We start from the raw sequence: 20,115 nt of genomic DNA on the forward strand, positions 1-20,115 counted from the left end.
ATCAATAGGCTTTAGGGGTTAATTTGCGGCCCGTAATGATCGCCAAAACCATCTCCGCATATCGAAATGCCTACTCCGGGTTATCCCGCGAAACCTGGCTGCTATCACTGATCATGCTGATCAACCGGAGCGGAACTATGGTGGTGCCGTTTCTGACGCTGTACATGACCAGTCCGGAAATGGGGTATTCCATAGGCGAAGCCGGATTTGTGTTTGGGTGTTTTGGTGCCGGGGCCTTTGCCGGCGCATATTTCGGTGGAAGGCTTACCGACAGAATTGGTTTTTACAAGGTCCAGATGATGGCCTTACTGGGCGGGGCAGTGCTCTTCTGGATCCTTGGACAAATGAAGAGCCTTCCATCCATATGTATTTTTACTTTCCTGTTAAGTTTCGTCAATGAAGCCTTCCGTCCTGCCAACTCAACAGCCATTGCTTACTACAGCACACCTGAAAACAGGACCCGTTCTTATTCGCTCAACCGGCTTGCAGTAAACCTGGGATGGGCCGTAGGCAGTGCCTTCGGGGGCATAATTGCAAAATTCAGCTACCAGTGGTTGTTCTGGCTGGATGGGTTTACCAATTTTTTTGCAGCCATCCTGATGTGGAAATTCCTGGGTTTGGCGGCAGCAGGTGCTACCGTAAGCCGGAAAAAAGTGGCACATGAGGGGGGAAAAGATTCTGCCTACAAGGACAGAACCTACCTGTTGTTTGTAGTGCTGGTTACATTGTTTGCTGCCTGTTTTTTCCAGCTCTTTACCAATGTGTCCGTTTATTTTAAGCAGGTACTTCATTTTTCAGAACCGTTTATCGGGATGCTGATGGCAATAAATGGTTTGATCATTGTATTGGTAGAAATGGTAATCATCCACCGGCTGGAGGGCAGAAGAAGCCAGGTGGCCTATATTGCGGGCGGCGTGGCGATGGTTGCTTTGTTTTACCTGTTACTGGGATTGGGGCCGATTGGACCCGCTGTGGCAATTTTGCTGATTACCCTGATTACTTTCGGGGAAATCCTCTCCATGCCGTTTATGAATAGTTTCTGGATTGCCAGAAGCAGTGACCACAATCGTGGACAATATGCGGCACTGTATACCATGGCATGGTCAGCAGCGCAGACCCTTGGCCCGATGCTGTCTGCGCAACTCGCGGAACATTCCGGTTTCCGCTTTACCTGGTTCGTGATCGGGGGGCTGTGTTTTCTGGTTGCCATCATTTTCTGGCAACTAAAAAACAGGGTGGGCTTTCATCGCAGCTGATCAGCCCGCCAATTCACTTAGTTCCAGCCATCGCATTTCCTTTTCTTCCAGTTCCTGGGATACTTTTCCGATCCGTTCAGAAATCTGTTGCAGTTCACTGTACTCCAATTGCCCCGCTGCAAGTTTTTCACCCAATACGGTTTTTTCCCTTTCCAGGGCTGCTATTGCTTCTTCCAGCAGTTCAAACTCCCTCTTCTCTTTAAAGGAGAGTTTCTTTTTGCCGGCCGGGGATGCTGTGGTTGCAGTTTCTTTTTCGGCCTGGATAATCGGGGGCGCCTGTGATTTCAGTTCTTCCAGTTCCTCCTGTTCTTTTTGCCAGATCCTGAACTGGCTGTAGTTTCCGGGGAAATCACGGATATTCCCTTCCCCTTCAAATACAAATAGGTGATCTACCAGCCGATCCATGAAATAACGGTCGTGCGAAACAATCAGCAGGCAACCCTGAAATTCTGACAGGAAGTTTTCCAGGACGGCAAGTGTCGGGAGGTCAAGGTCATTGGTAGGTTCATCCAGGATCAGGAAATTGGGATTCCTGAATAAGATGGTCAGCAATAAAAGCCGCTTCTTTTCACCACCACTAAGTTTGCTGATATAACTGTATTGCTGATCGGGGTTGAACAGAAATAATTGCAGGAATTGTGCGGCACTCAGGCTTCCACCATCAGCCAGGGGAAAACTTTCTGCAAAAGTTTTGACATATTCAATCACCCGCATGTCTTCCTTCCATTGCAATCCCTGCTGGGAATAATAACCAAATACAATTGTATCGCCAATATTAACCTTGCCGCTATCCGGCTGGTCGATTCCCTGCAGAATATTGAGGAATGTAGATTTTCCAGCGCCATTCTTTCCCACGATACCGATCCTGTCACCTTTTTTAAAGGTATAATCAAACCCTTTCAGGATGGTCTTTTCTCCATACTGTTTGTGTAGTTTTTTTAGTTCGATCACCTTGCCACCCAGCCTGTTCATCTTCATCTGGAGTTGCAGTTGCTGATCCTCCAGCCTTTGTTTGGCCTTTGCTTCCACCTCGTAAAAACTATCGATCCGGCTTTTTGATTTGGTGGTGCGGGCCTTGGGTTGCTTGCGCATCCATTCCAGTTCCTTCCGGTACAGGTTCCTGGCTTTGTCTATGCTGGAAGCCTGTTGTTCAATCCTGGCGGCTTTTCTTTCCATGAACTGTTCGTAATTCCCCTTATAAATGTAGAGGTCATCACCATCCAGTTCCCATACTTCCTCACAAACGGCATCCAGGAAATAACGATCATGGGTTACCAGCAGCAGGGTAACTTTTTCCTGGTTGAGATAATGTTCCAGCCACTCTACGGTCTGTACATCGAGGTGGTTGGTGGGTTCATCCATGATCAATAAGGTGTGCTTATGTTCAAACCCTATATCAATAAGGGTCCTTGCCAATGCAACCCGTTTTCTTTGCCCGCCCGATAATGTTCCCGCAGCCTGTGACAGGTTGTGGATATCCAGCTTGCCCAGAATCTGTTTTACTTTCGAGTCAAAATCCCAGCCTCCCGTTTCGTCCATCCTGACGATGGCCGCATTCAGCGCCACCGGGTCCTCTGATTCGTTGGCAGCTTCAAATGCCTTGATGGCATTCAGTATGGGGTGATCGTGGTGAAAGATATTATTCAGCACCGACCAGTAATCTATGAATTCAGGCTCCTGGTCAAAAAGGGCCACTGTTACATCTTTATTAATCCATACTTTTCCGGAATCCGGCACTTCCTTACCAGCAAGGATTTTCAGCAGGGTTGACTTGCCTGAACCATTCCTGGCAACCAGGGCGATTTTATCGCCTTCTTCAATGTGAAAGGAAATATTTGAAAACAACGGCTTGATACCATAACTCTTACCTAAACTTTCTACAGAAACATAATGCATACTGCAAAGATAAGTCGGGGTTTTACATATAATTCCTGCAAATTTGCTCTTTCGTGCATGGCCTTAATTCGTCATATGATGCTTTCTAAATGCTTGTTGTGCCTGATGGCCCTGATGCCATTGACCGGCTACGTACAGGAAAGAAAATGGGTGGCAAGGGCTGAAAAAGCCGACAGCAACTACATCGAAACCTTTGATCCCTACCTGACTGGACGATATTATTTCTCCCAGAAATACACATCCATCATACTGGAAGGCAACAGGAAAATTGCTGACCTGCGTTACCGGCCCAATACCACGCTTAATATGGGGGTGGGAGCAACCTACCGGTCATTAACCATCAACCTGGCTTATGGATTTCCCTTTTTGAACCGGGATAAAGATAAAGGGACTACCAAATGGCTTGATCTGCAAAGTCATGTGTATACACGAAACTGGTCGATAGATGTATTCGGACAGTTTTACAAAGGCTATTTTCTTTTTCCCAAGGGGCTGGGTAATAATGATACCCGTAGCTTCTATGTTCGTCCCGACCTGGGGATTTCACTGTTTGGCCTGGCTGTTTATAACCTGAGGAATGGAGACCGGTTTTCATACAGGGCAGCCATGCTGCAAAGTGAATGGCAGAAAAAATCTGCAGGCACCTGGCTGGTTGGAGGTGAAATTTATGCCGGCTCGATTTCCGCCGACAGCGCCATCGTACCTTCACTGCTAAGTGTTTCCTACAGCCAGCGGGATATTCGCAGGATCAGGTTCGTTGAGCTGGGCCCGGGTGCCGGTTACGCATATACGTTAGTGGCAGCCAGGCACTTTTTCCTGACGGGCGCAGCAACTTTTAATGCCAATATTGGCCTGTCGCGTGAATTCTCTGAAAAAGGAACCAGTGACAAGATCAGTATCAGTCCCAATTTTATTTACCGGGGTGTAATGGGATATAACAGCAGGGTTTGGAATATGAATATTTCCGTAGTGGGCAACAGTATTTCCGTGAGAGGTGCCAGTTCCAGGCAGGATTACCAGTTCAATACGGGGAACTATCGGCTTACCCTGGTAAAAAGGTTTTTGCCCGGTCCCAAACTGAAACGAAAAATTAAATGGCTGGATCCTAAATAAAGATTGTATGAAAAAAAGCACCGGTTCCATTTTTAAATATTCCCTGTTATTTATCCTGGTTGCCGTTCTTGCCTATGGTGTGCGATACGCCTGGCAGGCCTTCCCGATCATTAGTGGATACAGTGCCAAAATGGTTTGTTCCTGTGTTTACCTGAGTGGCCGGACAGTTGCTTCCGTTGAAGGGGAAGAACTGGGGAATTACCCTTTAAGTCTGGCTGGTGTTAGCTTAAACAGAGAAGACAGTTCAGTAACCGCTACCGTTTTTGGAATGGCAAAACAAAAAGCGATTTTCAGGACCGGATTGGGGTGTACGCTGCTCAACGAACTGAGTGAAGAGGAAGTGCGGAAACAGCCTGTTAAACTGGCAAGGGTTCCGGCCATTAATCCGGATACTGTTGCCTGGCCGATGGGTGATCTGTTGCCAGACAGTTTTCCGGCTGGTATTGACCGGCAGCGTTTGCGCGATGCCGTGCAATATGCCTTTACGGAACAGGACCAGGAAAAAAAATGGCGGACAAGGGCGGTAGTGGTTCTTTATGATGGACAACTGGTGGAGGAAAAGTATGCACCCGGCTTTGACCGTCATACCCGGCTCTTAAGCTGGTCCATGGCCAAAAGCGTAACCGGTGCCCTCGTTGGGATTCTTGTAAAACAGGGAAAACTGGATGTGAAAGCTCCGGCGCCGGTTCCAGCATGGAGATCAGTTAAGGATGGCCGTGAACAAATTACACTAGAAAACCTGCTTCAACAGACTTCAGGCCTTGCGTTTGAGGAAAACTATTCCAAAGCTACCGATGCTACCAATATGCTGTTCAGGAAAGCCGATATGGGTGGATATACTGCTGAACATGCTCTTAAAGACAAACCGGGTTCCGTATTTTATTACAGCAGCGGGAATACCAATATTATTTCCGGTATTATCAGGCGAACAGTTGGGGAGGATGCCTACCAGGCATTTCCTGCTGAAGCCCTGTTTCATAAAACCGGTATGTACAGCGCCGTGATGGAACCCGATGCTGCGGGGAATTTTGTCGGCTCCTCCTATATGTTTGCCACTGCCCGCGACTGGGCAAGGTTTGGTCTGCTATATGCCCGGGATGGCTACTGGGACAATGAAAGGATACTGCCGGAAGGCTGGGTACAACAAAGTTCCACACCAGTTTCGGTGGCACCCAAAGGGGAATATGGCTACCAGTTCTGGTTAAACGCAGGTAAACCCGCAGGATCCGGCAACCGTACCTTCCCGGCTTTGCCTGCCGATATGATCTATCTGAGCGGACATGAAAGCCAGATGGTAATGATCTTTCCTTCCAGGAAACTTGTAGTGGTAAGGTTGGGGCAGACTGCGGGGAGCAATTGGTTCGATACGGAAGGTTTTATGACCCGGGTGCTGGCGGCATTCCCCTGAGCAAAGACAACCTCTTAGTCCTGTATCCTTAACAGTTTCAGGCAAACCGGGTTACCGACTGTAACCACGGTTTCTGTGGGTGTAAGTAATCCGGTTGTTTCATTTCGCCGGAAAACCCTGAAATCATTGCTTTCCTGATTGGCAACCAGTATATACCTGCCGGTTGGTTCAATAACAAAGTTCCTGGGCTTGTTGCCGATTACATCCTGAAATCCCGCCGGTGTGAGCATGCCTGTTTTTTTATTGACCCGGAAAATTGCCAGGTTGTTGGCCTGGTATCGGTTTGACGCATACAGGTGTTTCCCGTCGGGACTGAGGTGTATGTCAGCACTGCCACGGTCACCTGTATATCCTTCCGGATGTGCTTCCGCGCGTTGGATAGGCCTCATTTTCCCTTTATGGTATTTCCAGGCGCTGACCTGGCCGGATAGTTCCTCCATCAGGTAAACCCATTTCCCATTGGGATGAAATTCGAGGTGCCTGGGGCCGCTTCCTCCCGGCACCATGGCAATATGAGCAGGAACAGGATTAAGCGGGTTTGTTACAGCGTTCTCATTAAAGCGGTAGGCAATCACTTTATCGGTGCCAAGGTCTGAAACCAGCAAATGACGCTGGTCCGGACTCAAGATGGTTGAGTGTACATGAGGGGCATCCTGGCGGGCCTTGTTGGGACCATTACCCTCGTGTTGTATTACCTGGTAATTATCCGACAGGCTACCATCCGCATTGACTGCATAGGCTACAAAATTGCCTCCGCCATAATTGGCTGCAATTACCCATTTTCGGTTATTGGATACTGTTATATAGCATGGATAGTCGCCAAAAGACGGGCGCTTATTGAGGAAGGTCAGCCGCCCGCTGGCCTTGTCGAATGAGAATGCGCTGATTTGTCCGGGTTCTTTCCCTCCGCTTTCATTTACAGCATACAGAAAATTGCCGTCTGCCGACAAACTGAGATAGGAGGGTTGCTGAACTCCCTTTGCTGTATCTGCGGGGCTTATTTTTCCGGTGGCCGCATCAAATTTATACACATAAATTCCTTCACTGGTGCCTGTGGTATAGGTTCCCGTAAACAGGAAATATTGTTGTGCCTTTAACGCCTGTGTACCTGCAATGATAATAAAGGATAGTAGCAGTTTCTTAATCATGCCTGGGGGTTATGCAATTTTATAAATGATGTAACTTAAGGCTAAAGCTATTAAAATCATCACGAATCCCTTGTACTTATCCCAGAGATATTGGTTTCTTTTATCTTTTACTGTTTCATGAATACGAAGTATTAGTTCATTGTCTGCACCGGCAATGCGGACCAGCTTTTGAGCGAAAGGAGGGATATAACTAAAGGGCATTGGCTGCAGGCAGGATAATACTGCCATCACCAGTTTTGTATTAATAACCGGCTGGCCGGCTTTTGCCAAAACTTCCAGGTGTTTGTCATTCAGCAATTGTTCCAGGGTTCGGTTCAATGCCTGGTGGTCCATCCGGAACATATCCATTTTGGCTACTTCCCGCCGGATTTTCAAGGTTTCCTGCAGTAGTAACTCAGGGGTTACAGTGATGGGGGTGGAGAACCGGTTGGTATTTCCGGCGACCTGCCTTCTTTTCTGGTGGTATTCGCTGCGTTTGATGGGGTTGGACAGGACTTCGTATGCTTCCTGGATTTCGCGGAAATGCTGGGTGGCAAAAGGATTGCCGATATTTTTGTCGGGGTGGTACCGCATTGCCAGTTTCCGGAATGCCTTTTTTATGGCTGCATCCGTAGAATCCGGCGAGATTTCCAATATTTCATAATAATCCTTTACGGGCATAGCTGAATTACGAAGATAATCTGTGGGTGGTATTTTGTCACTTTGAATAAGAAATATGAAATTGGTCCGTTTTTAGTAATGAGCATTGATCTGATATCCATTTAAAACTACAGAATGTTTAAACAGTGTGTGGTGGCTTTGTGTTCCACCTTGATGGCAGGTTTCCTGGTTTCATGTGATTCAGGACAGCCTCAGGCAACAGCCAATATCGTGATGGCTGCAAAGGCTGGGAAAGAGGAAAAAAAAGAAGCAGGTTCCTTCCCTGTTCCACTCGAAAAACTGGCAGTTCCGGAAGCGGAAATTATAATGTCCCGGCCACAGGTTCCCATACTTTGTTATCACCAGGTGAGAGATTACCGGCCTGCTGACTCCAAATCCGCCCGCGATTACATCGTTCCGGTTGCAGCTTTCAGGGAACAGATGAAAGCGCTCTCCGACAGTGGTTATACAACTATTCTGCCGGAACAGTTGTACCGTTACCTGGTTGCTGGTGAGCCTTTGCCGCAAAAACCTGTGATCATCAGTTTTGATGATGGCTGTGATGAACAGTTCCCTATAACTGCAGAAATACTGGATCCACTGAATTTCAAGGCCGCATTTTTTATCATGACGGTATCTGTGAACCGGCCCAATTTTATGACCGGCGGGCAAATCAGGGAATTGGCCGAAAAAGGACATTCCATTGGTTTGCATACCTGGGACCATCATAATGTAAAGAAATATGCAGGCGATGACTGGGTAACCCAGGTGGAGAAACCCAAATTACAACTAGAAAAAATCACCGGCAGACCCATACAATTCTTCGCATATCCATTCGGGTTATGGAATGAAGCCGCCGTTCCGGAACTTAAATCCCGGGGGATGATTGCTGCTTTCCAGCTATCAACCCCCAGGGATCAGTCATCCCCCCTGCATACCATCCGTCGGATTATTGTAACCGGCGACTGGAGTGGTCCGCAGCTGATAAAAAGGATGTCATCTTCTTTTGATGGCGGAAAATAAGCTCATCACTCTTCCGCGTAAGAACTTACCGGCTCACAGGTGCAGATCAGGTTACGGTCTCCCACGGTATTATTCACCCTGCTGATACTCGGCCAGAATTTGTTTGCTTTTACATACTCGAGGGGATAAGCAGCCTGCTGCCTGCTGTAAGGTCTTGTCCACTCATCGGCGGTCACAACAAACTGTGTATGGGGTGCATGTTTCAGGATATTATTTGATTTATCGGCCTGGCCGTTTTCGATTGCTGCAATCTCCTTGCGGATGGACAGCAATGCATCACAGAACCTGTCCAGTTCGGCCTTGTCCTCACTTTCTGTTGGTTCGATCATGATGGTTCCCGGAACAGGGAAACTGAGGGTGGGTGCATGGAATCCGTAATCCATCAAACGCTTGGCCACATCTTCCGCTTCAACACCTGCAGAGGTTTTGAAGGGGCGAAGATCAACGATGAATTCGTGGGCGCATGTCCCGTTATGGCCGGTGTACAGGATCGGGAAAGACTGTTCAAGTCTTGCCTTCATGTAATTGGCATTCAGGATGGCATATTCGGTGGCTTTCTTTAAACCCTCAGCACCCAGCATCCTGCAATAGGCATAACTGATCAGGAGGATGGAAGCGGATCCGTAAGGGGCAGCAGAAACAGCTCCGTTGGAAACTTTGTCGCCCCTTGTAATCCAATGCCCGGGGAGGTGGGGGGCAAGATGCGACTTTACACAGATGGGCCCCATTCCGGGACCACCACCACCATGCGGAATAGCAAATGTTTTATGCAGGTTGAGGTGACAAACATCGGCACCGATCAGACCGGGCGATGTAAGTCCCACCTGGGCATTCATATTCGCACCATCCATATAGACCTGGCCGCCATGCTGGTGAACGATCTCACAGATTTCTTTTACACTTTCCTCAAAAATACCGTAGGTACTGGGGTAGGTGATCATGGTGCCTGCAAGGTTGGCACTGTATTGTTCAGCTTTTGCCCTGAAGTCGGCCACATCGATATAACCGTTTTCCAAAGCTTTCACCACAACCACTTTCATGCCGGCCATAACAGCAGAGGCCGGATTGGTGCCATGAGCGGAAATTGGAATGAGTATCACATTCCTGTGGGCATCACCGTTAGCAAGGTGGAAGTTACGGATGGTCAGTAATCCGGCGTACTCGCCCTGTGCACCGCTGTTCGGCTGCATGCTGCAGGCATCGAAACCGGTAATATTACAGAGGAAGTCAGACAGGTCCTTTATGATTTTTTGGTAACCTGCGGCCTGGTCAACCGGAACAAAGGGATGTATCCTGCTGAAATGGCTCCAGCTAAGCGGCATCATTTCTGTTGCTGCGTTAAGTTTCATGGTACAGCTTCCCAGGGAAATCATGGAAGTGTTCAGGGAGAGATCCTTGTTTTCCAGGGATTTGATATAACGCATCATCTGGCTTTCACTCCTGTGACTATTGAAAACAGGATGTGTCATGAATTCAGAAGTGCGGGTAAGAGCGGTTGGTATGTTTTCCAGTGATGCTTCATGGTTAATGTTCACCACAGCGGTGAATTGTCCGATGCTGGCTGCAAACACCCCGATAATATCCAGGATATCTGACTGGGTAGTTGTTTCATCAAGGGATATCCCTACGATATTCCCGCCCTTGTAATGGAAGTTCATCTGGTTGGCCAGGGCATGTGTACGGAGTTCTTCCGCATCTTTTACCTCAATGGTTAAGGTATCAAAATAGCTGTTATTAAGGATGGTAAATCCGAGAGATGATAATTCTGCAGCGAGTGACCTGGTTAGTAAGGTAACCCTTTTGGCAATTGCCTTCAACCCGTCCGGTCCATGGTAAACAGCATACATGGCGGCCATATTGGCCAGCAGGGCCTGTGCGGTGCAGATATTGGAAGTGGCTTTTTCGCGCTTGATATGTTGTTCGCGGGTTTGAAGGGCCATGCGAAGGGCACGGTTGTTGGATGCGTCTACACTCACCCCGATGATCCGGCCGGGTAAAGCCCTTTTGAATTCGTCTTTGGCACTGAAGAATGCGGCATGCGGGCCACCATATCCGAGAGGCACCCCAAATCGCTGGGCCGAACCCAATGCTACATCTGCTCCCAGTTCGCCGGGAGAAGTGAGCAGTGTAAGGGCCAGCAGGTCTGTAGCCATGGCGATATAACCACCAACAGCATGAATGCTGTTAATAAAGGTTCGGTAATCTTCAATGCTTCCCTTGTCATTTGGATATTGTACCAATGCCCCGAAATAGGTGTTATCTATAACGGCAGTTCTGTAATCACCGAAAACAACCTCAATTCCGATTGGGGTGGCACGGGTGATCAACAGGTCTTTTGTTTGGGTGAACACATCGTTGTCGACAAAAAACCTGGGCTGGCTGATCAGGTCAGTTTTATTCACCTGGTGGAAGAACATGTTCATGGCTTCTGCTGCAGCAGTGGCTTCATCCAGCAGGGAGGCATTGGCAAGGGGTAATCCGGTAAGGTCACTCACCATTGTCTGATAATTCAGCAGGCTTTCCAGGCGGCCTTGCGAGATTTCAGCCTGGTAGGGAGTATATTGTGTATACCATCCCGGGTTTTCAAAAATGTTCCGCAGGATGACACTGGGTGTGAGGGTATCATAATACCCCTGGCCGATAAAACTGCGGAATACTTTGTTTTGTAAAGAAATTTCTTTCAGTTCCTTCAGTAATTGTGCCTCGCTGACAGCATCCGGAACGGAAAGGGCGCCTGACTTGCGAATATTGGCCGGAACGGTTTTGCCGATCAGTTCCTCCAGGGTAGAAGACCCTGTGGCAGCTAATAATTCATTGGTGGTTGACAGGGTGCCGATGTGACGGGCTAAAAATTCATTCGACTGCGACTGGAATAAATTCATAAAATGTGTGATTGACCTGTTTACGGATGCGCAAAGGTACAAATTGGCCGGCAGACTAACAGCTGTTTGTTGAATCGTTCAGGCAATCGTTTGTCCGGCTGCCAGGTTTTCTGTCTGCCCGTAACTGGTTTCCTGGCCGGCTGTCCGGATCGGTAAATACCCGTCGGGTGGAATTTTGTCGTTTCTTTGCGGCATGTCGGATTTGATGCAAAATTGGCAAAAGAAATCAGCTGAAAGGCAGAAACAATACAGGAATTTTCTGCAATCGGCCAATAAAAACAAAGTGCTGAAAGCGCTTCCGCACCTCCATGAAGAGGCTTTTGAAAAGATCAATTGCCTTGACTGTGCTGCCTGCTGCAAAAATTATTCCCCCAGGTTCAAAACCACCGATATCAAACGGATCAGCAAAGCTCTTCGGATGAAGGAAAGCGTTTTTATTGAGACCTATCTGCGGCTGGATGAAGAAGGTGATTATGTTGTGCGGACCACGCCCTGTCCTTTTCTGGGGGCTGATAATTATTGTTCCATCTACGAGGACAGGCCATCTGACTGCGAAAGGTTTCCCTATACCGATGAGGATGTGATCCTTAAGCGAATTCCGCTTACACTAAAAAACAGCAGTTTCTGTCCGGCAGTTTATTATGTGCTGGAAAAACTGATTACCACCATCAGGTAGGAAGATTAAAATCAAAGTCAAACCCGATATTTGCGCATATGGCGCACCTACCGTTATTGATGAAGGACCTTGCCCTGATCCTGGGGGCTGCTGCGATCACCACGCTAATCTTCCGGCGGTTAAAGCAACCCCTTGTACTTGGTTATGTGATAGCCGGATTACTGGTAGGCCCCCATTTCAGTTTCTTTCCCACAGTTGGCGACCCTGAAAACATCAAGATCTGGGCGGATATTGGTGTTGTCATTCTTCTTTTCAGCCTGGGGCTCGAATTCAGTTTTAAAAAACTGATGCGTGTTGGCGGATCAGCATCCATCGCAGGAATATTTGAAATCAGCAGTATGTTGTTGCTGGGTTATATAACCGGTACCATGCTGGGCTGGTCACAAATGAACAGCATATTTCTCGGCGGAATTATTGCCATCTCCTCCACCACCATTATCATCAGGGCCTTTGATGAGCAGGGCATGAAAGCCACCAGTTTCGCTGGCCTGGTTATGGGCATGCTGGTAATAGAAGATATCGTGGCGGTATTGCTGATGGTTTTGCTGTCCACCGTGGCTGTAAGTCAGCAGTTTTCCGGTGTTGCCCTGCTGATCGAAGTGGTAAAGCTGCTCTTTTTCCTGAGTCTTTGGTTCCTGAGTGGCATTCTGATCCTGCCAAGTTTTTTCCGTTGGGTGGGGAAATGGCTGAATGAGGAAACATTACTGATCATTGCACTTGGACTTTGCCTTGCCATGGTTTTGCTGGCAACTCAAATGGGATTTTCTGCTGCACTGGGTGCTTTTATCATGGGCTCGGTATTGGCTGAAACCTCACAGGCGGAAACAATCGAACACCAGATGCAGCCTGTTAAGAATCTTTTTGGCGCCATCTTCTTTGTATCGGTCGGTATGTTGATTGACCCGGTACTGCTGTGGAAATATAAATGGCCGGTATTGCTGATAACCATCGCAGTTATGCTGGGGAAAACCATCTTCGTTACCATCGGTTCATTCATATCAGGACAACCCCTGAAACAGAGTCTCCAGGCAGGCATGAGTATGTCACAGATAGGGGAATTTTCATTCATCATTGCCACACTGGGGGTATCCCTGGGTGTTACAGAAGATTTTCTTTACCCTATTGCCGTTGGAGTGTCGGTCATCACCACCTTTACCACACCATTTATGATCAGGGCTTCCCAACCAATCTACCTCCTGATTGATGAAAAACTTCCACAGAAGTGGAGGAACCGCCTGAATCGTTACAGCAGCAGTGCACAGCAGTTACCGGCTGAGGCCGATTGGAAAGTTGTATTCAGGGGCTATTTTATTGCCATCGCCCTTAACTCGGTGGTGATATTGGCGGTAATGTTCCTGGCAGTTCGTTTCCTTGACCCGTGGCTGGTAAAACACCTTGGAAACGAATTGTTTTCACACATACTTACGGTGATAGTTACCCTGATAATTTCGGCTCCTTTTATATGGGCACTGACCATCAAAAAATTGCATCGGGGGAGCTACACCAGCCTTTGGCTGAACAGCCAGCTGAACCATGGTCCGCTGGTGTTGGTGGAGGTCATCCGGAACCTGCTTGCAGTACTTTACCTGTTCCTCCTGCTGAACCAGTTGTTTCCGGTTAATGTAGCCTTTTTCGGTTCGGTCATCACCCTGGCTGTTGTGCTGGTGATTTTTTCCCGCAAGTTGCAGGCATTTTATGCCCGTATTGAAAAGAGGTTTATGACGAACCTGCATCATCGCGAACTGATGCAAAATACCGGTGCGAAAAGTACGCTGACTCCCTGGGATGCCCACCTGGCGCATTTTGTCATCCGCCCCGAAGCCGCCTGTGTGGGAAAAAGTCTCCAAACCCTCGCCTGGCGCGAAAGGTTCGGTATCAATGTGGCTTCCATTGAAAGAGGGGCTAAAATGATTACAACTCCCAATCGCGATGAACTCGTTTTCCCCTTTGATAAATTGGCAGTGATCGGAACCGACCAGCAACTGCAGCAGTTTCGCCAGATAGTGGAACCTGCTGTTCCCATCAAACTGGAAGAGGCCGAAGAAGATATCAGGCTGATGAAAATAAAGGTGGATGAACACAACCTGCTGAAAGGGAAAACCATCCGCCACTCGGGCGTCAGGGAAATGACCAACGGGCTGGTCGTTGGTATTGAAAGAAATGGAGAAAGAATTCTGAATCCCGATTCAACCATGGTTTTTGAATGGGATGATATTGTGTGGATCGTGGGTGAACGGAACAAGATACTGGAATTGACAGCCAAGGCTTAATATTCCATTTTCCGGAGGGACGGTGCTTTGAACCAGGTAGTGGTTACGATCAGTATGGTCATACAACCGCCAAAGACCACTGATGGTACAAGCCCCATCAGTTTGGCTGCCACGCCACTTTCAAATTGACCGATTTCATTGCTGCTGTTGATGAACATGCTGTTCACACTCATCACCCGGCCCCTCATTTCATCCGGCGTCTTTAATTGCAGGATGGTTCCGCGCACCACCACACTTACCCCGTCAAGGATACCACTCAGCAACAGTGCCACAAAAGAAATCCAGAAGGTTTCGGAAATGGCAAATACGATGATGCATAATCCGAATCCGCCAACAGCGAAAAAGAGTTTTTTACCCTGGGCTTTTTTCATTGGGAACAAAGTGAGCAGCAATACCACACAGATAGCCCCGATATCTGCTGCAGCATTAAGCCAGCCGAAACCGATTGGCCCCACTTTCAGGATGTCTTTTGCAAATACCGGTACCATTGCCACCGCACCGCCGAAAAGAACGGCAAAAAGGTCAAGGGTCAGAGCGCCCAGTACTTCTTTTGTCCGGATAACAAAACGCAGACCTTCCTGAACACTTTCCCATGTCTTTTGCTGCCCGGCCTGGGCTGCAGGCGGTTTGGGTAGTAATTTAAGGAGCATCAACCATCCCAGGACTATCAGGCTGCAAATTACCACCAGTGTTCCTGTTGTATAAAATGCCGCGATCAGGAATCCTGCCATTGCATGGCCGGTTACCGAAGCGGTTAGCCAGGTTCCCTGGCTCCAGGTAGTGGCGTTGGCCAGCAAAGGACGTGGTACGACCTGCGCAAGAATTGCTGAAAAGGATGGTCCGGTAAACGACCTGATGATGCCTGTGAAAAATATGACCGAATAAATGCCCGAAACCACCATGACCTTCGTGGATCCGTGCTGGTAAGAATAAGACAGCAACAATAAAATACTTGCACAGCTCAGGTACAGGAAAACCCCGCGCAGCAGCAGTTTTCTTTTGTCTGACAGGTCAATGACATGGCCCGAATACAGTGCCAGGGAAATTGCCGGAACCGCTTCCGCCAATCCCACCAAACCCATTGCCAGCGGATCATTGGTTAGTTCATACAACCACCAGCCCACCAGTGTGGCCATCATTCTCAATGCCATGATGAACAAAAAACGCCCGCCCATCAGGAACCTGAATTCAGGCAGTCTCATACTGGCCAGCGGATCGTTTTGAAATTGTCGGGCAGAATGGACTTCGGTCATGGGTATAGGTTAGGGTAGTGCAATATAATGCTGGCCATTTTCATAATCTTTTTCCAGTGCATCGAGGATCACCTGAACATGTTTTTCATTACCCAGGAAATCTGCATTGCCTGCATCGACAAACAATGTTTTAATATTATGCTGCCTGATATAATGCGTGTAGGTCTCCTGGATATTAAAGAGATAATCATCCGGTATAGCCTGTTCATATGGCCTGTTCCGTTTCCGGATATTGACCTGCAGTTTCTGGACTGGGGCATGCAGGTAGATCAGGATATCCGGTTGTATCAATTGCTGATGTATGATGTCAAAGAGTCGTTGGTATAGCCTGAATTCTTCTTCCGGCAGGTTTACCTTTGCAAAAAGCAGGCATTTGGTAAAAAGGTAATCTGAAATGGTTACGTTGTGGAAAAGATCCTTGGTATGGATCAGTTCCTTCAGCTGTTTGTACCGCTCTGCCATGAAAAAAAGTTCCAGCGGAAAGGCAAACTGGTTGGGGTTTTCATAAAACTTCTGCAGGAAAGGGTTGTCTGCAAATGCCTCCAGCACCAGGCGGGCATTATAATGTTTGGATAATAGATGTGCCAGGGTTGTTTTGCCTGCCCCGATATTGCCTTCAATGGTGATAAAATGGTAATTCATAGCGAAACTTTTTTAACAGCCAGTTCGTCTTTACAATCTTCCAGCAGGTTTGAAATGGATTTATGCAAAACCGGATGTACCAGATCCCCCGCCAGTTCTGCCAAGGGCACTAAAGCGAAACGTCTGTTCTGAAGTTCGGGATGCGGTACTTTCAGGTGGCCTGACTGGTGGACTTCCCTGCCATATAATAATATATCAATATCTATTATTCTCGGACCATAGCGGTCAAGTCTTTTTCTTCCCATTTTTTCTTCAATGGCCAATAAAGCTGTCATGAGGTCAGGAGCAGGCATGCTGGTCTGCAAAACCACCACCTGGTTAAGAAAGGAGGGTTGGTCGGTTTTACCCCAGGCGGCGGTTTCGTACACCGAAGAAAGCTCCTTTATTTTTCCCGCGCCGGCTTCAATAAGCTCAACAGCCTGTTTAAGATTTTTCAACCGGTTTCCAAGATTACCCCCAATCAGCAGGTAGGCAGTTTGCATAGATTCTGTACTTTACGGGCTCAAATATCCTAATCAGTTTATTAACCTGACGATAATATGGCACAATTCTTCAAATACTTTTTTGCAGCGCTGCTGGCTTTGTTTGTTTTCAGTTTGCTGGCAATATTCCTCCTGTTTGGCATTGCCGGTGCACTGGCGTCAAAGGAAGAAGTTACCCTTGAATCCCACTCGGTTTTATACCTTGATCTTGGTAAACAGATTGGCGAAAATGCCAGGGAAAATCCATTGGGACCGCTTTCCGGCGATGAGCCCTATGCATACCCGGGAGTTTTTGATATGGTGAGATTGATTACCCACGCAGGCGGAGATGACCAGGTGGATGGCCTTTACCTGAAAGTGGGTTCCAATGCCAACGGATTTGCCACCAATGAAGAATTACGTAATGCGCTGAAAAAATTCAAACAGGCAGGAAAATTCATCATCGCCTATGGAGAAGTGATTCCGCAACAGGCTTATCATGTAGCGAGTTTGGCGGATAAAATATATGTTCATCCGAAAGGTGGGCTTGACTGGCGTGGGTTTGGACTGCAATATGTTTTTTTCAAAAAAGCGCTAGACAGACTTGAAATAGAACCACAGATTTTCTATGCGGGAAAATTCAAAAGCGCAACAGAACCCTTCCGGGAAGAGCAGATGACAGAACCCAATAAAATCCAGAGCCGCGAAATATTGGAAGACCTCTATCGTCATTTTTTAGGTGAAACTGCCGCCGCAAGGAAACTCGATTCAGCCAGGCTGAGGCAGATGGCAGACAGCAATTCCCTTCGCATGGCCATGGACGGGGTAAAGGCGGGTTTGCTGGACGGAGTTAAATACGAGGATGAAGTAAAAGAGGAAATACGCAGGAAATCCGGTGCCAAAACCATCGACAGGATTTCATTTGTTTCCATGGCCACCTATTCCCAGGCAGTTAATTACCAATCCGGCACAGGAACAGACAGGATTGCGTTGCTATATGCGGAAGGTAATATCGTTGATGGGGATGGAGATGAAAATAATATTGGCGGCGACAGGTTCCGCCGGTATATCCGCAAAGCCAGGCTGGATGATAAAACCAAAGCCATTGTAATCCGGATCAACTCAGGCGGGGGTAGTGCAATGGCCAGTGAAAATATGTGGCGTGAAATTGAACTGGCCAAAAAAGACAAACCCGTTGTGGTAAGTTTTGGTGATGTGGCTGCGTCCGGAGGGTATTATATGGCCTGCAATGCCGACAGCATCTTTGCCCTTCCCAATACCATTACCGGTTCCATTGGGGTGTTTTCCATCATACCCAATATGAAAGGTTTTCTCGGAAACAAACTCGGGATAACTTTTGACGGTGTGGGAACCGGTCCCTATTCCAATTCCCCTTCCATTACCGAACCTCTTACCGAAACTGAACGAAGGTTTTTCCAGGCAGGGGTAGACAGTATATACCTGACCTTTCTTACTAGGGTGGCTGAGGGCCGCAAGATGGCTGTGACAGCCGTTGATAGTGTGGGTCAGGGAAGAATTTGGGCCGGCCAAAGGGCTATCGGGCTCGGATTGGTGGATCGTATAGGCGGAATGGCAGATGCCCTGGAAGCTGCAGCAAAACTTGCACGAATAAAGGAATACCGGGTTCGTGAATATCCCGAAAAACTAAACCTGCTGGAAAGACTTACAGGTGCTTATAAACACACTGTAGGAGTGGAGGCTGCCAGGAAAGAAATGGGCGAAGACATCTTCCGTTTATACCAGGAATGGCAACAGGTAAAATCATCTATCGGTGAAGCACAAACTAAATTGCCCTTCCGGTTAATCTTTCATTGATAATTTTTTACGGATTAATTTATGCCTGAACCCTATAGCCAGATGACTGCAATATGGGCCATTGCCAGGGCCAGCCTGAAGGCAATTTTACGCAGTCCCTCGGCAGTTATATTCAGTATTTTTTTTCCACTGGTATTCATCCTGGTATTCGGGTTTATCGGCAACAGCAGCGGCCCTGTGTACAGGATTGCACTGACAAAAGGCTGTGATACCGCCAATCCCGTTCTGGACAGTCTTAAGCAGCTTAATAATATACGTATTGTAAAATATCAGGACAGCGCCAGCCTTGAATCCGACCTGGTGAAGGGAAGGATTACCGGGGTAATTGATATCAGGAAAGTTGGGGATGCTGCCTCAAAAAGCGATTACCAGGTTTATTTTCATGCCACCACCGCCAGTGCTGATAAGTTCGCAACTTTCCTGCCCTTGCTGGAAAATACCCTTACACGCATTGACCGCAACAGGTTTCAAGGGATCAAAACCACTGGTACGGTAGAACCGGTTATAAGGCAGGTGAGAAAATACAGGACCATTGATTTTATTTTACCCGGGCAGCTTGGGTTTTCCATGTTAAGTGCCGGGGTTTTTGGGGTGGCATTTCTCTTCTTCAACCTGCGGCAGCAACTCGTTATAAAAAGATTTTTCGCAACACCGGTAAGCAAAGCGGCAATAATACTGGGAGAAGGACTCAGCCGGGTGATATTCCAGTTAATTACCGCTGTCGTCATAATTGGCATGGGTTATTTTGCATTTGATTTTACCCTGGTGAATGGCTGGCAGACCTTTGCGGAAATAATGGTGTTGAGCTTTATTGCTCTGCTGGTATTTATGGGTTTCGGATTTATCGTCAGCGGGCTTGCAAAAAATGAAAGCAGTATTCCGCCACTGGCAAATATTGTTACCCTGCCGCAGTTTTTACTTGCCGGTACATTCTTCTCCATAGAAGCATTCCCATCCTGGCTGCAGCCCCTTTGCAGGATACTGCCACTTACCTATTTCAATGATGCCATGCGAAAGATTTCATTTGAAGGGGCCGGCCTGCTGGACTGCTGGCCGCAAATAGGTGTGCTGATTATTTGGGGAATCATCGTGTATCTTGCAGCCATCAAAATTTTTCGTTGGGAGTAATTATCAGTTATCATGCGCATCATCAAATTAGCCATCATCAGCGGGGTGTTTTTCTTTCTTTTGTTAATGGCCTTCACACTGTTTATACCTTCTGATATCAGGATTTCCAGAGCCATCGATATAAAGGCTGAAAAACCAGCTTTGTTGCCATATATACAGGATACCTCCAAATGGTCGCAATGGAACAAATACCTGATGGATACGTCCCGCCGCTTCCGCATAGAAGAATTGAAAGTTTCGGACAGCCTGGTCACCAGCCTCTGGCTTTCCGGCGACAGGAAATTCACCAGCGCACTGGCCATCTATGAAACCAGGACCGGAACACTGACCGTTCAGTGGTATTTCGATTTTGATCTTGGCTGGTATCCATGGGAGAAAATTGCCGGCATCACCTACGACAAACAAACGGGACCGGTTATGGAGGAAAGTCTGGCTACATTAAAACGGGTTGTAGAGGCGAATCCTTAACTTTAAATATAAAACC

16 protein-coding genes are annotated in these 20,115 nt (G+C 47.7%); 9 read left to right on the forward strand and 7 right to left on the reverse strand.

Features of this window, described 5'->3' with window-relative positions; genetic code table 11:
• The first annotated feature begins 35 nt into the window (after positions 1-35).
• Entirely contained in the window at positions 36-1,256 is a 1,221-nt protein-coding gene (locus BC349_RS19060; protein ID WP_187258391.1) for an MFS transporter, read from the forward strand.
• On the opposite strand, the gene BC349_RS19065 is transcribed toward BC349_RS19060, so the two are convergent.
• Positions 1,257-3,152: an ABC-F family ATP-binding cassette domain-containing protein gene (locus BC349_RS19065; protein WP_187258392.1), complete on the reverse strand. Its 1,896-nt coding sequence runs from the start codon at positions 3,150-3,152 to the stop codon at positions 1,257-1,259.
• A gap of 75 nt (positions 3,153-3,227) precedes the next feature.
• Here BC349_RS19065 and BC349_RS19070 point away from each other — a divergent pair, with 75 nt between their 5' ends.
• Together BC349_RS19070 and BC349_RS19075 are read left to right on the forward strand one after the other, a co-directional pair.
• Complete coding sequence (locus BC349_RS19070) at positions 3,228-4,265, forward strand: DUF4421 domain-containing protein (protein WP_187258393.1); 1,038 nt, start codon at positions 3,228-3,230, stop codon at positions 4,263-4,265.
• Positions 4,266-4,272: 7 nt separating this feature from the next.
• On the forward strand, positions 4,273-5,673 hold the full coding sequence (locus tag BC349_RS19075; RefSeq protein WP_187258394.1) for a serine hydrolase domain-containing protein: 1,401 nt from the start codon (positions 4,273-4,275) through the stop codon (positions 5,671-5,673).
• Positions 5,674-5,687: 14 nt separating this feature from the next.
• Here the strand turns inward: BC349_RS19075 and BC349_RS19080 are convergent, their stop codons facing one another.
• Together BC349_RS19080 and BC349_RS19085 are read right to left on the reverse strand one after the other, a co-directional pair.
• Positions 5,688-6,821 carry a lactonase family protein gene (locus tag BC349_RS19080; RefSeq protein ID WP_187258395.1) on the reverse strand — a complete coding sequence of 378 codons (1,134 nt, stop codon included), beginning with the start codon at positions 6,819-6,821 and terminating at the stop codon, positions 5,688-5,690.
• Positions 6,822-6,830: 9 nt separating this feature from the next.
• Complete coding sequence (locus tag BC349_RS19085; RefSeq protein ID WP_187258396.1) at positions 6,831-7,481, reverse strand: J domain-containing protein; 651 nt, start codon at positions 7,479-7,481, stop codon at positions 6,831-6,833.
• 114 nt (positions 7,482-7,595) lie between these two features.
• Here BC349_RS19085 and BC349_RS19090 point away from each other — a divergent pair, with 114 nt between their 5' ends.
• A complete protein-coding gene (locus BC349_RS19090; protein WP_187258397.1) occupies positions 7,596-8,483 on the forward strand; it encodes a polysaccharide deacetylase family protein in 888 nt (295 codons plus the stop codon).
• 5 nt (positions 8,484-8,488) lie between these two features.
• Here BC349_RS19090 and gcvP read toward each other — a convergent pair whose 3' ends face one another.
• On the reverse strand, positions 8,489-11,365 hold the full coding sequence (gcvP, locus tag BC349_RS19095) for an aminomethyl-transferring glycine dehydrogenase (protein WP_187258398.1): 2,877 nt from the start codon (positions 11,363-11,365) through the stop codon (positions 8,489-8,491).
• A 205-nt stretch (positions 11,366-11,570) separates the two neighbouring features.
• On the opposite strand from gcvP, the gene BC349_RS19100 reads away from it, so the two are divergent.
• On the forward strand, positions 11,571-12,041 hold the full coding sequence (locus tag BC349_RS19100) for a YkgJ family cysteine cluster protein (protein ID WP_246457068.1): 471 nt from the start codon (positions 11,571-11,573) through the stop codon (positions 12,039-12,041).
• Positions 12,042-12,079: 38 nt separating this feature from the next.
• Positions 12,080-14,311 carry a monovalent cation:proton antiporter family protein gene (locus tag BC349_RS19105; protein WP_187258400.1) on the forward strand — a complete coding sequence of 744 codons (2,232 nt, stop codon included), beginning with the start codon at positions 12,080-12,082 and terminating at the stop codon, positions 14,309-14,311.
• Here the strand turns inward: BC349_RS19105 and BC349_RS19110 are convergent.
• The 3 genes from BC349_RS19110 to folK are packed head-to-tail and all read right to left on the reverse strand — an operon-like array spanning position 14,308 to position 16,688.
• Positions 14,308-15,564, reverse strand: a complete 1,257-nt coding sequence (locus BC349_RS19110; RefSeq protein ID WP_187258401.1) for an MFS transporter — start codon at positions 15,562-15,564, stop codon at positions 14,308-14,310. The two genes, BC349_RS19105 and BC349_RS19110, sit on opposite strands and share 4 nt — an antisense overlap.
• 9 nt (positions 15,565-15,573) lie before the next feature.
• On the reverse strand, positions 15,574-16,206 hold the full coding sequence (locus BC349_RS19115) for a deoxynucleoside kinase (RefSeq protein ID WP_187258402.1): 633 nt from the start codon (positions 16,204-16,206) through the stop codon (positions 15,574-15,576).
• Positions 16,203-16,688 (reverse strand): 2-amino-4-hydroxy-6-hydroxymethyldihydropteridine diphosphokinase, encoded by a 486-nt coding sequence (gene folK / locus BC349_RS19120; RefSeq protein ID WP_187258403.1) that lies wholly within the window; start codon positions 16,686-16,688, stop codon positions 16,203-16,205. Before folK ends, BC349_RS19115 begins: the two co-directional genes overlap by 4 nt.
• 57 nt (positions 16,689-16,745) lie before the next feature.
• Between folK and sppA the strand changes: the two genes are divergently transcribed.
• Genes sppA through BC349_RS19135 form a run of 3 tightly spaced genes read left to right on the forward strand, consistent with a single transcriptional unit; the run spans position 16,746 to position 20,099 of the window.
• Positions 16,746-18,503 carry a signal peptide peptidase SppA gene (sppA, locus tag BC349_RS19125; RefSeq protein WP_187258404.1) on the forward strand — a complete coding sequence of 586 codons (1,758 nt, stop codon included), beginning with the start codon at positions 16,746-16,748 and terminating at the stop codon, positions 18,501-18,503.
• A 42-nt stretch (positions 18,504-18,545) separates the two neighbouring features.
• Complete coding sequence (locus tag BC349_RS19130; protein ID WP_246457069.1) at positions 18,546-19,631, forward strand: ABC transporter permease; 1,086 nt, start codon at positions 18,546-18,548, stop codon at positions 19,629-19,631.
• Between the two features lie 12 nt (positions 19,632-19,643).
• Complete coding sequence (locus BC349_RS19135; RefSeq protein ID WP_187258406.1) at positions 19,644-20,099, forward strand: SRPBCC family protein; 456 nt, start codon at positions 19,644-19,646, stop codon at positions 20,097-20,099.
• Positions 20,100-20,115: the final 16 nt, after the last annotated feature.

The organism is Flavihumibacter stibioxidans (assembly GCF_014332695.1).
GTDB classification, from domain to species: Bacteria; Bacteroidota; Bacteroidia; order Chitinophagales; family Chitinophagaceae; genus Flavihumibacter; species Flavihumibacter stibioxidans.

What these genes read in the sequence shown, in the direction of transcription:
- BC349_RS19060 (WP_187258391.1), top strand. Translation starts at nt 36, where the DNA reads ATGATCGCCAAAACCATCTCCGCATATCGAAATGCCTACTCCGGGTTA.
- BC349_RS19065 (WP_187258392.1), bottom strand. Translation starts at nt 3,152, where the DNA reads ATGCATTATGTTTCTGTAGAAAGTTTAGGTAAGAGTTATGGTATCAAG.
- BC349_RS19070 (WP_187258393.1), top strand. Translation starts at nt 3,228, where the DNA reads ATGATGCTTTCTAAATGCTTGTTGTGCCTGATGGCCCTGATGCCATTG.
- BC349_RS19075 (WP_187258394.1), top strand. Translation starts at nt 4,273, where the DNA reads ATGAAAAAAAGCACCGGTTCCATTTTTAAATATTCCCTGTTATTTATC.
- BC349_RS19080 (WP_187258395.1), bottom strand. Translation starts at nt 6,821, where the DNA reads ATGATTAAGAAACTGCTACTATCCTTTATTATCATTGCAGGTACACAG.
- BC349_RS19085 (WP_187258396.1), bottom strand. Translation starts at nt 7,481, where the DNA reads ATGCCCGTAAAGGATTATTATGAAATATTGGAAATCTCGCCGGATTCT.
- BC349_RS19090 (WP_187258397.1), top strand. Translation starts at nt 7,596, where the DNA reads ATGTTTAAACAGTGTGTGGTGGCTTTGTGTTCCACCTTGATGGCAGGT.
- gcvP (WP_187258398.1), bottom strand. Translation starts at nt 11,365, where the DNA reads ATGAATTTATTCCAGTCGCAGTCGAATGAATTTTTAGCCCGTCACATC.
- BC349_RS19100 (WP_246457068.1), top strand. Translation starts at nt 11,571, where the DNA reads ATGCAAAATTGGCAAAAGAAATCAGCTGAAAGGCAGAAACAATACAGG.
- BC349_RS19105 (WP_187258400.1), top strand. Translation starts at nt 12,080, where the DNA reads ATGGCGCACCTACCGTTATTGATGAAGGACCTTGCCCTGATCCTGGGG.
- BC349_RS19110 (WP_187258401.1), bottom strand. Translation starts at nt 15,564, where the DNA reads ATGACCGAAGTCCATTCTGCCCGACAATTTCAAAACGATCCGCTGGCC.
- BC349_RS19115 (WP_187258402.1), bottom strand. Translation starts at nt 16,206, where the DNA reads ATGAATTACCATTTTATCACCATTGAAGGCAATATCGGGGCAGGCAAA.
- folK (WP_187258403.1), bottom strand. Translation starts at nt 16,688, where the DNA reads ATGCAAACTGCCTACCTGCTGATTGGGGGTAATCTTGGAAACCGGTTG.
- sppA (WP_187258404.1), top strand. Translation starts at nt 16,746, where the DNA reads ATGGCACAATTCTTCAAATACTTTTTTGCAGCGCTGCTGGCTTTGTTT.
- BC349_RS19130 (WP_246457069.1), top strand. Translation starts at nt 18,546, where the DNA reads ATGACTGCAATATGGGCCATTGCCAGGGCCAGCCTGAAGGCAATTTTA.
- BC349_RS19135 (WP_187258406.1), top strand. Translation starts at nt 19,644, where the DNA reads ATGCGCATCATCAAATTAGCCATCATCAGCGGGGTGTTTTTCTTTCTT.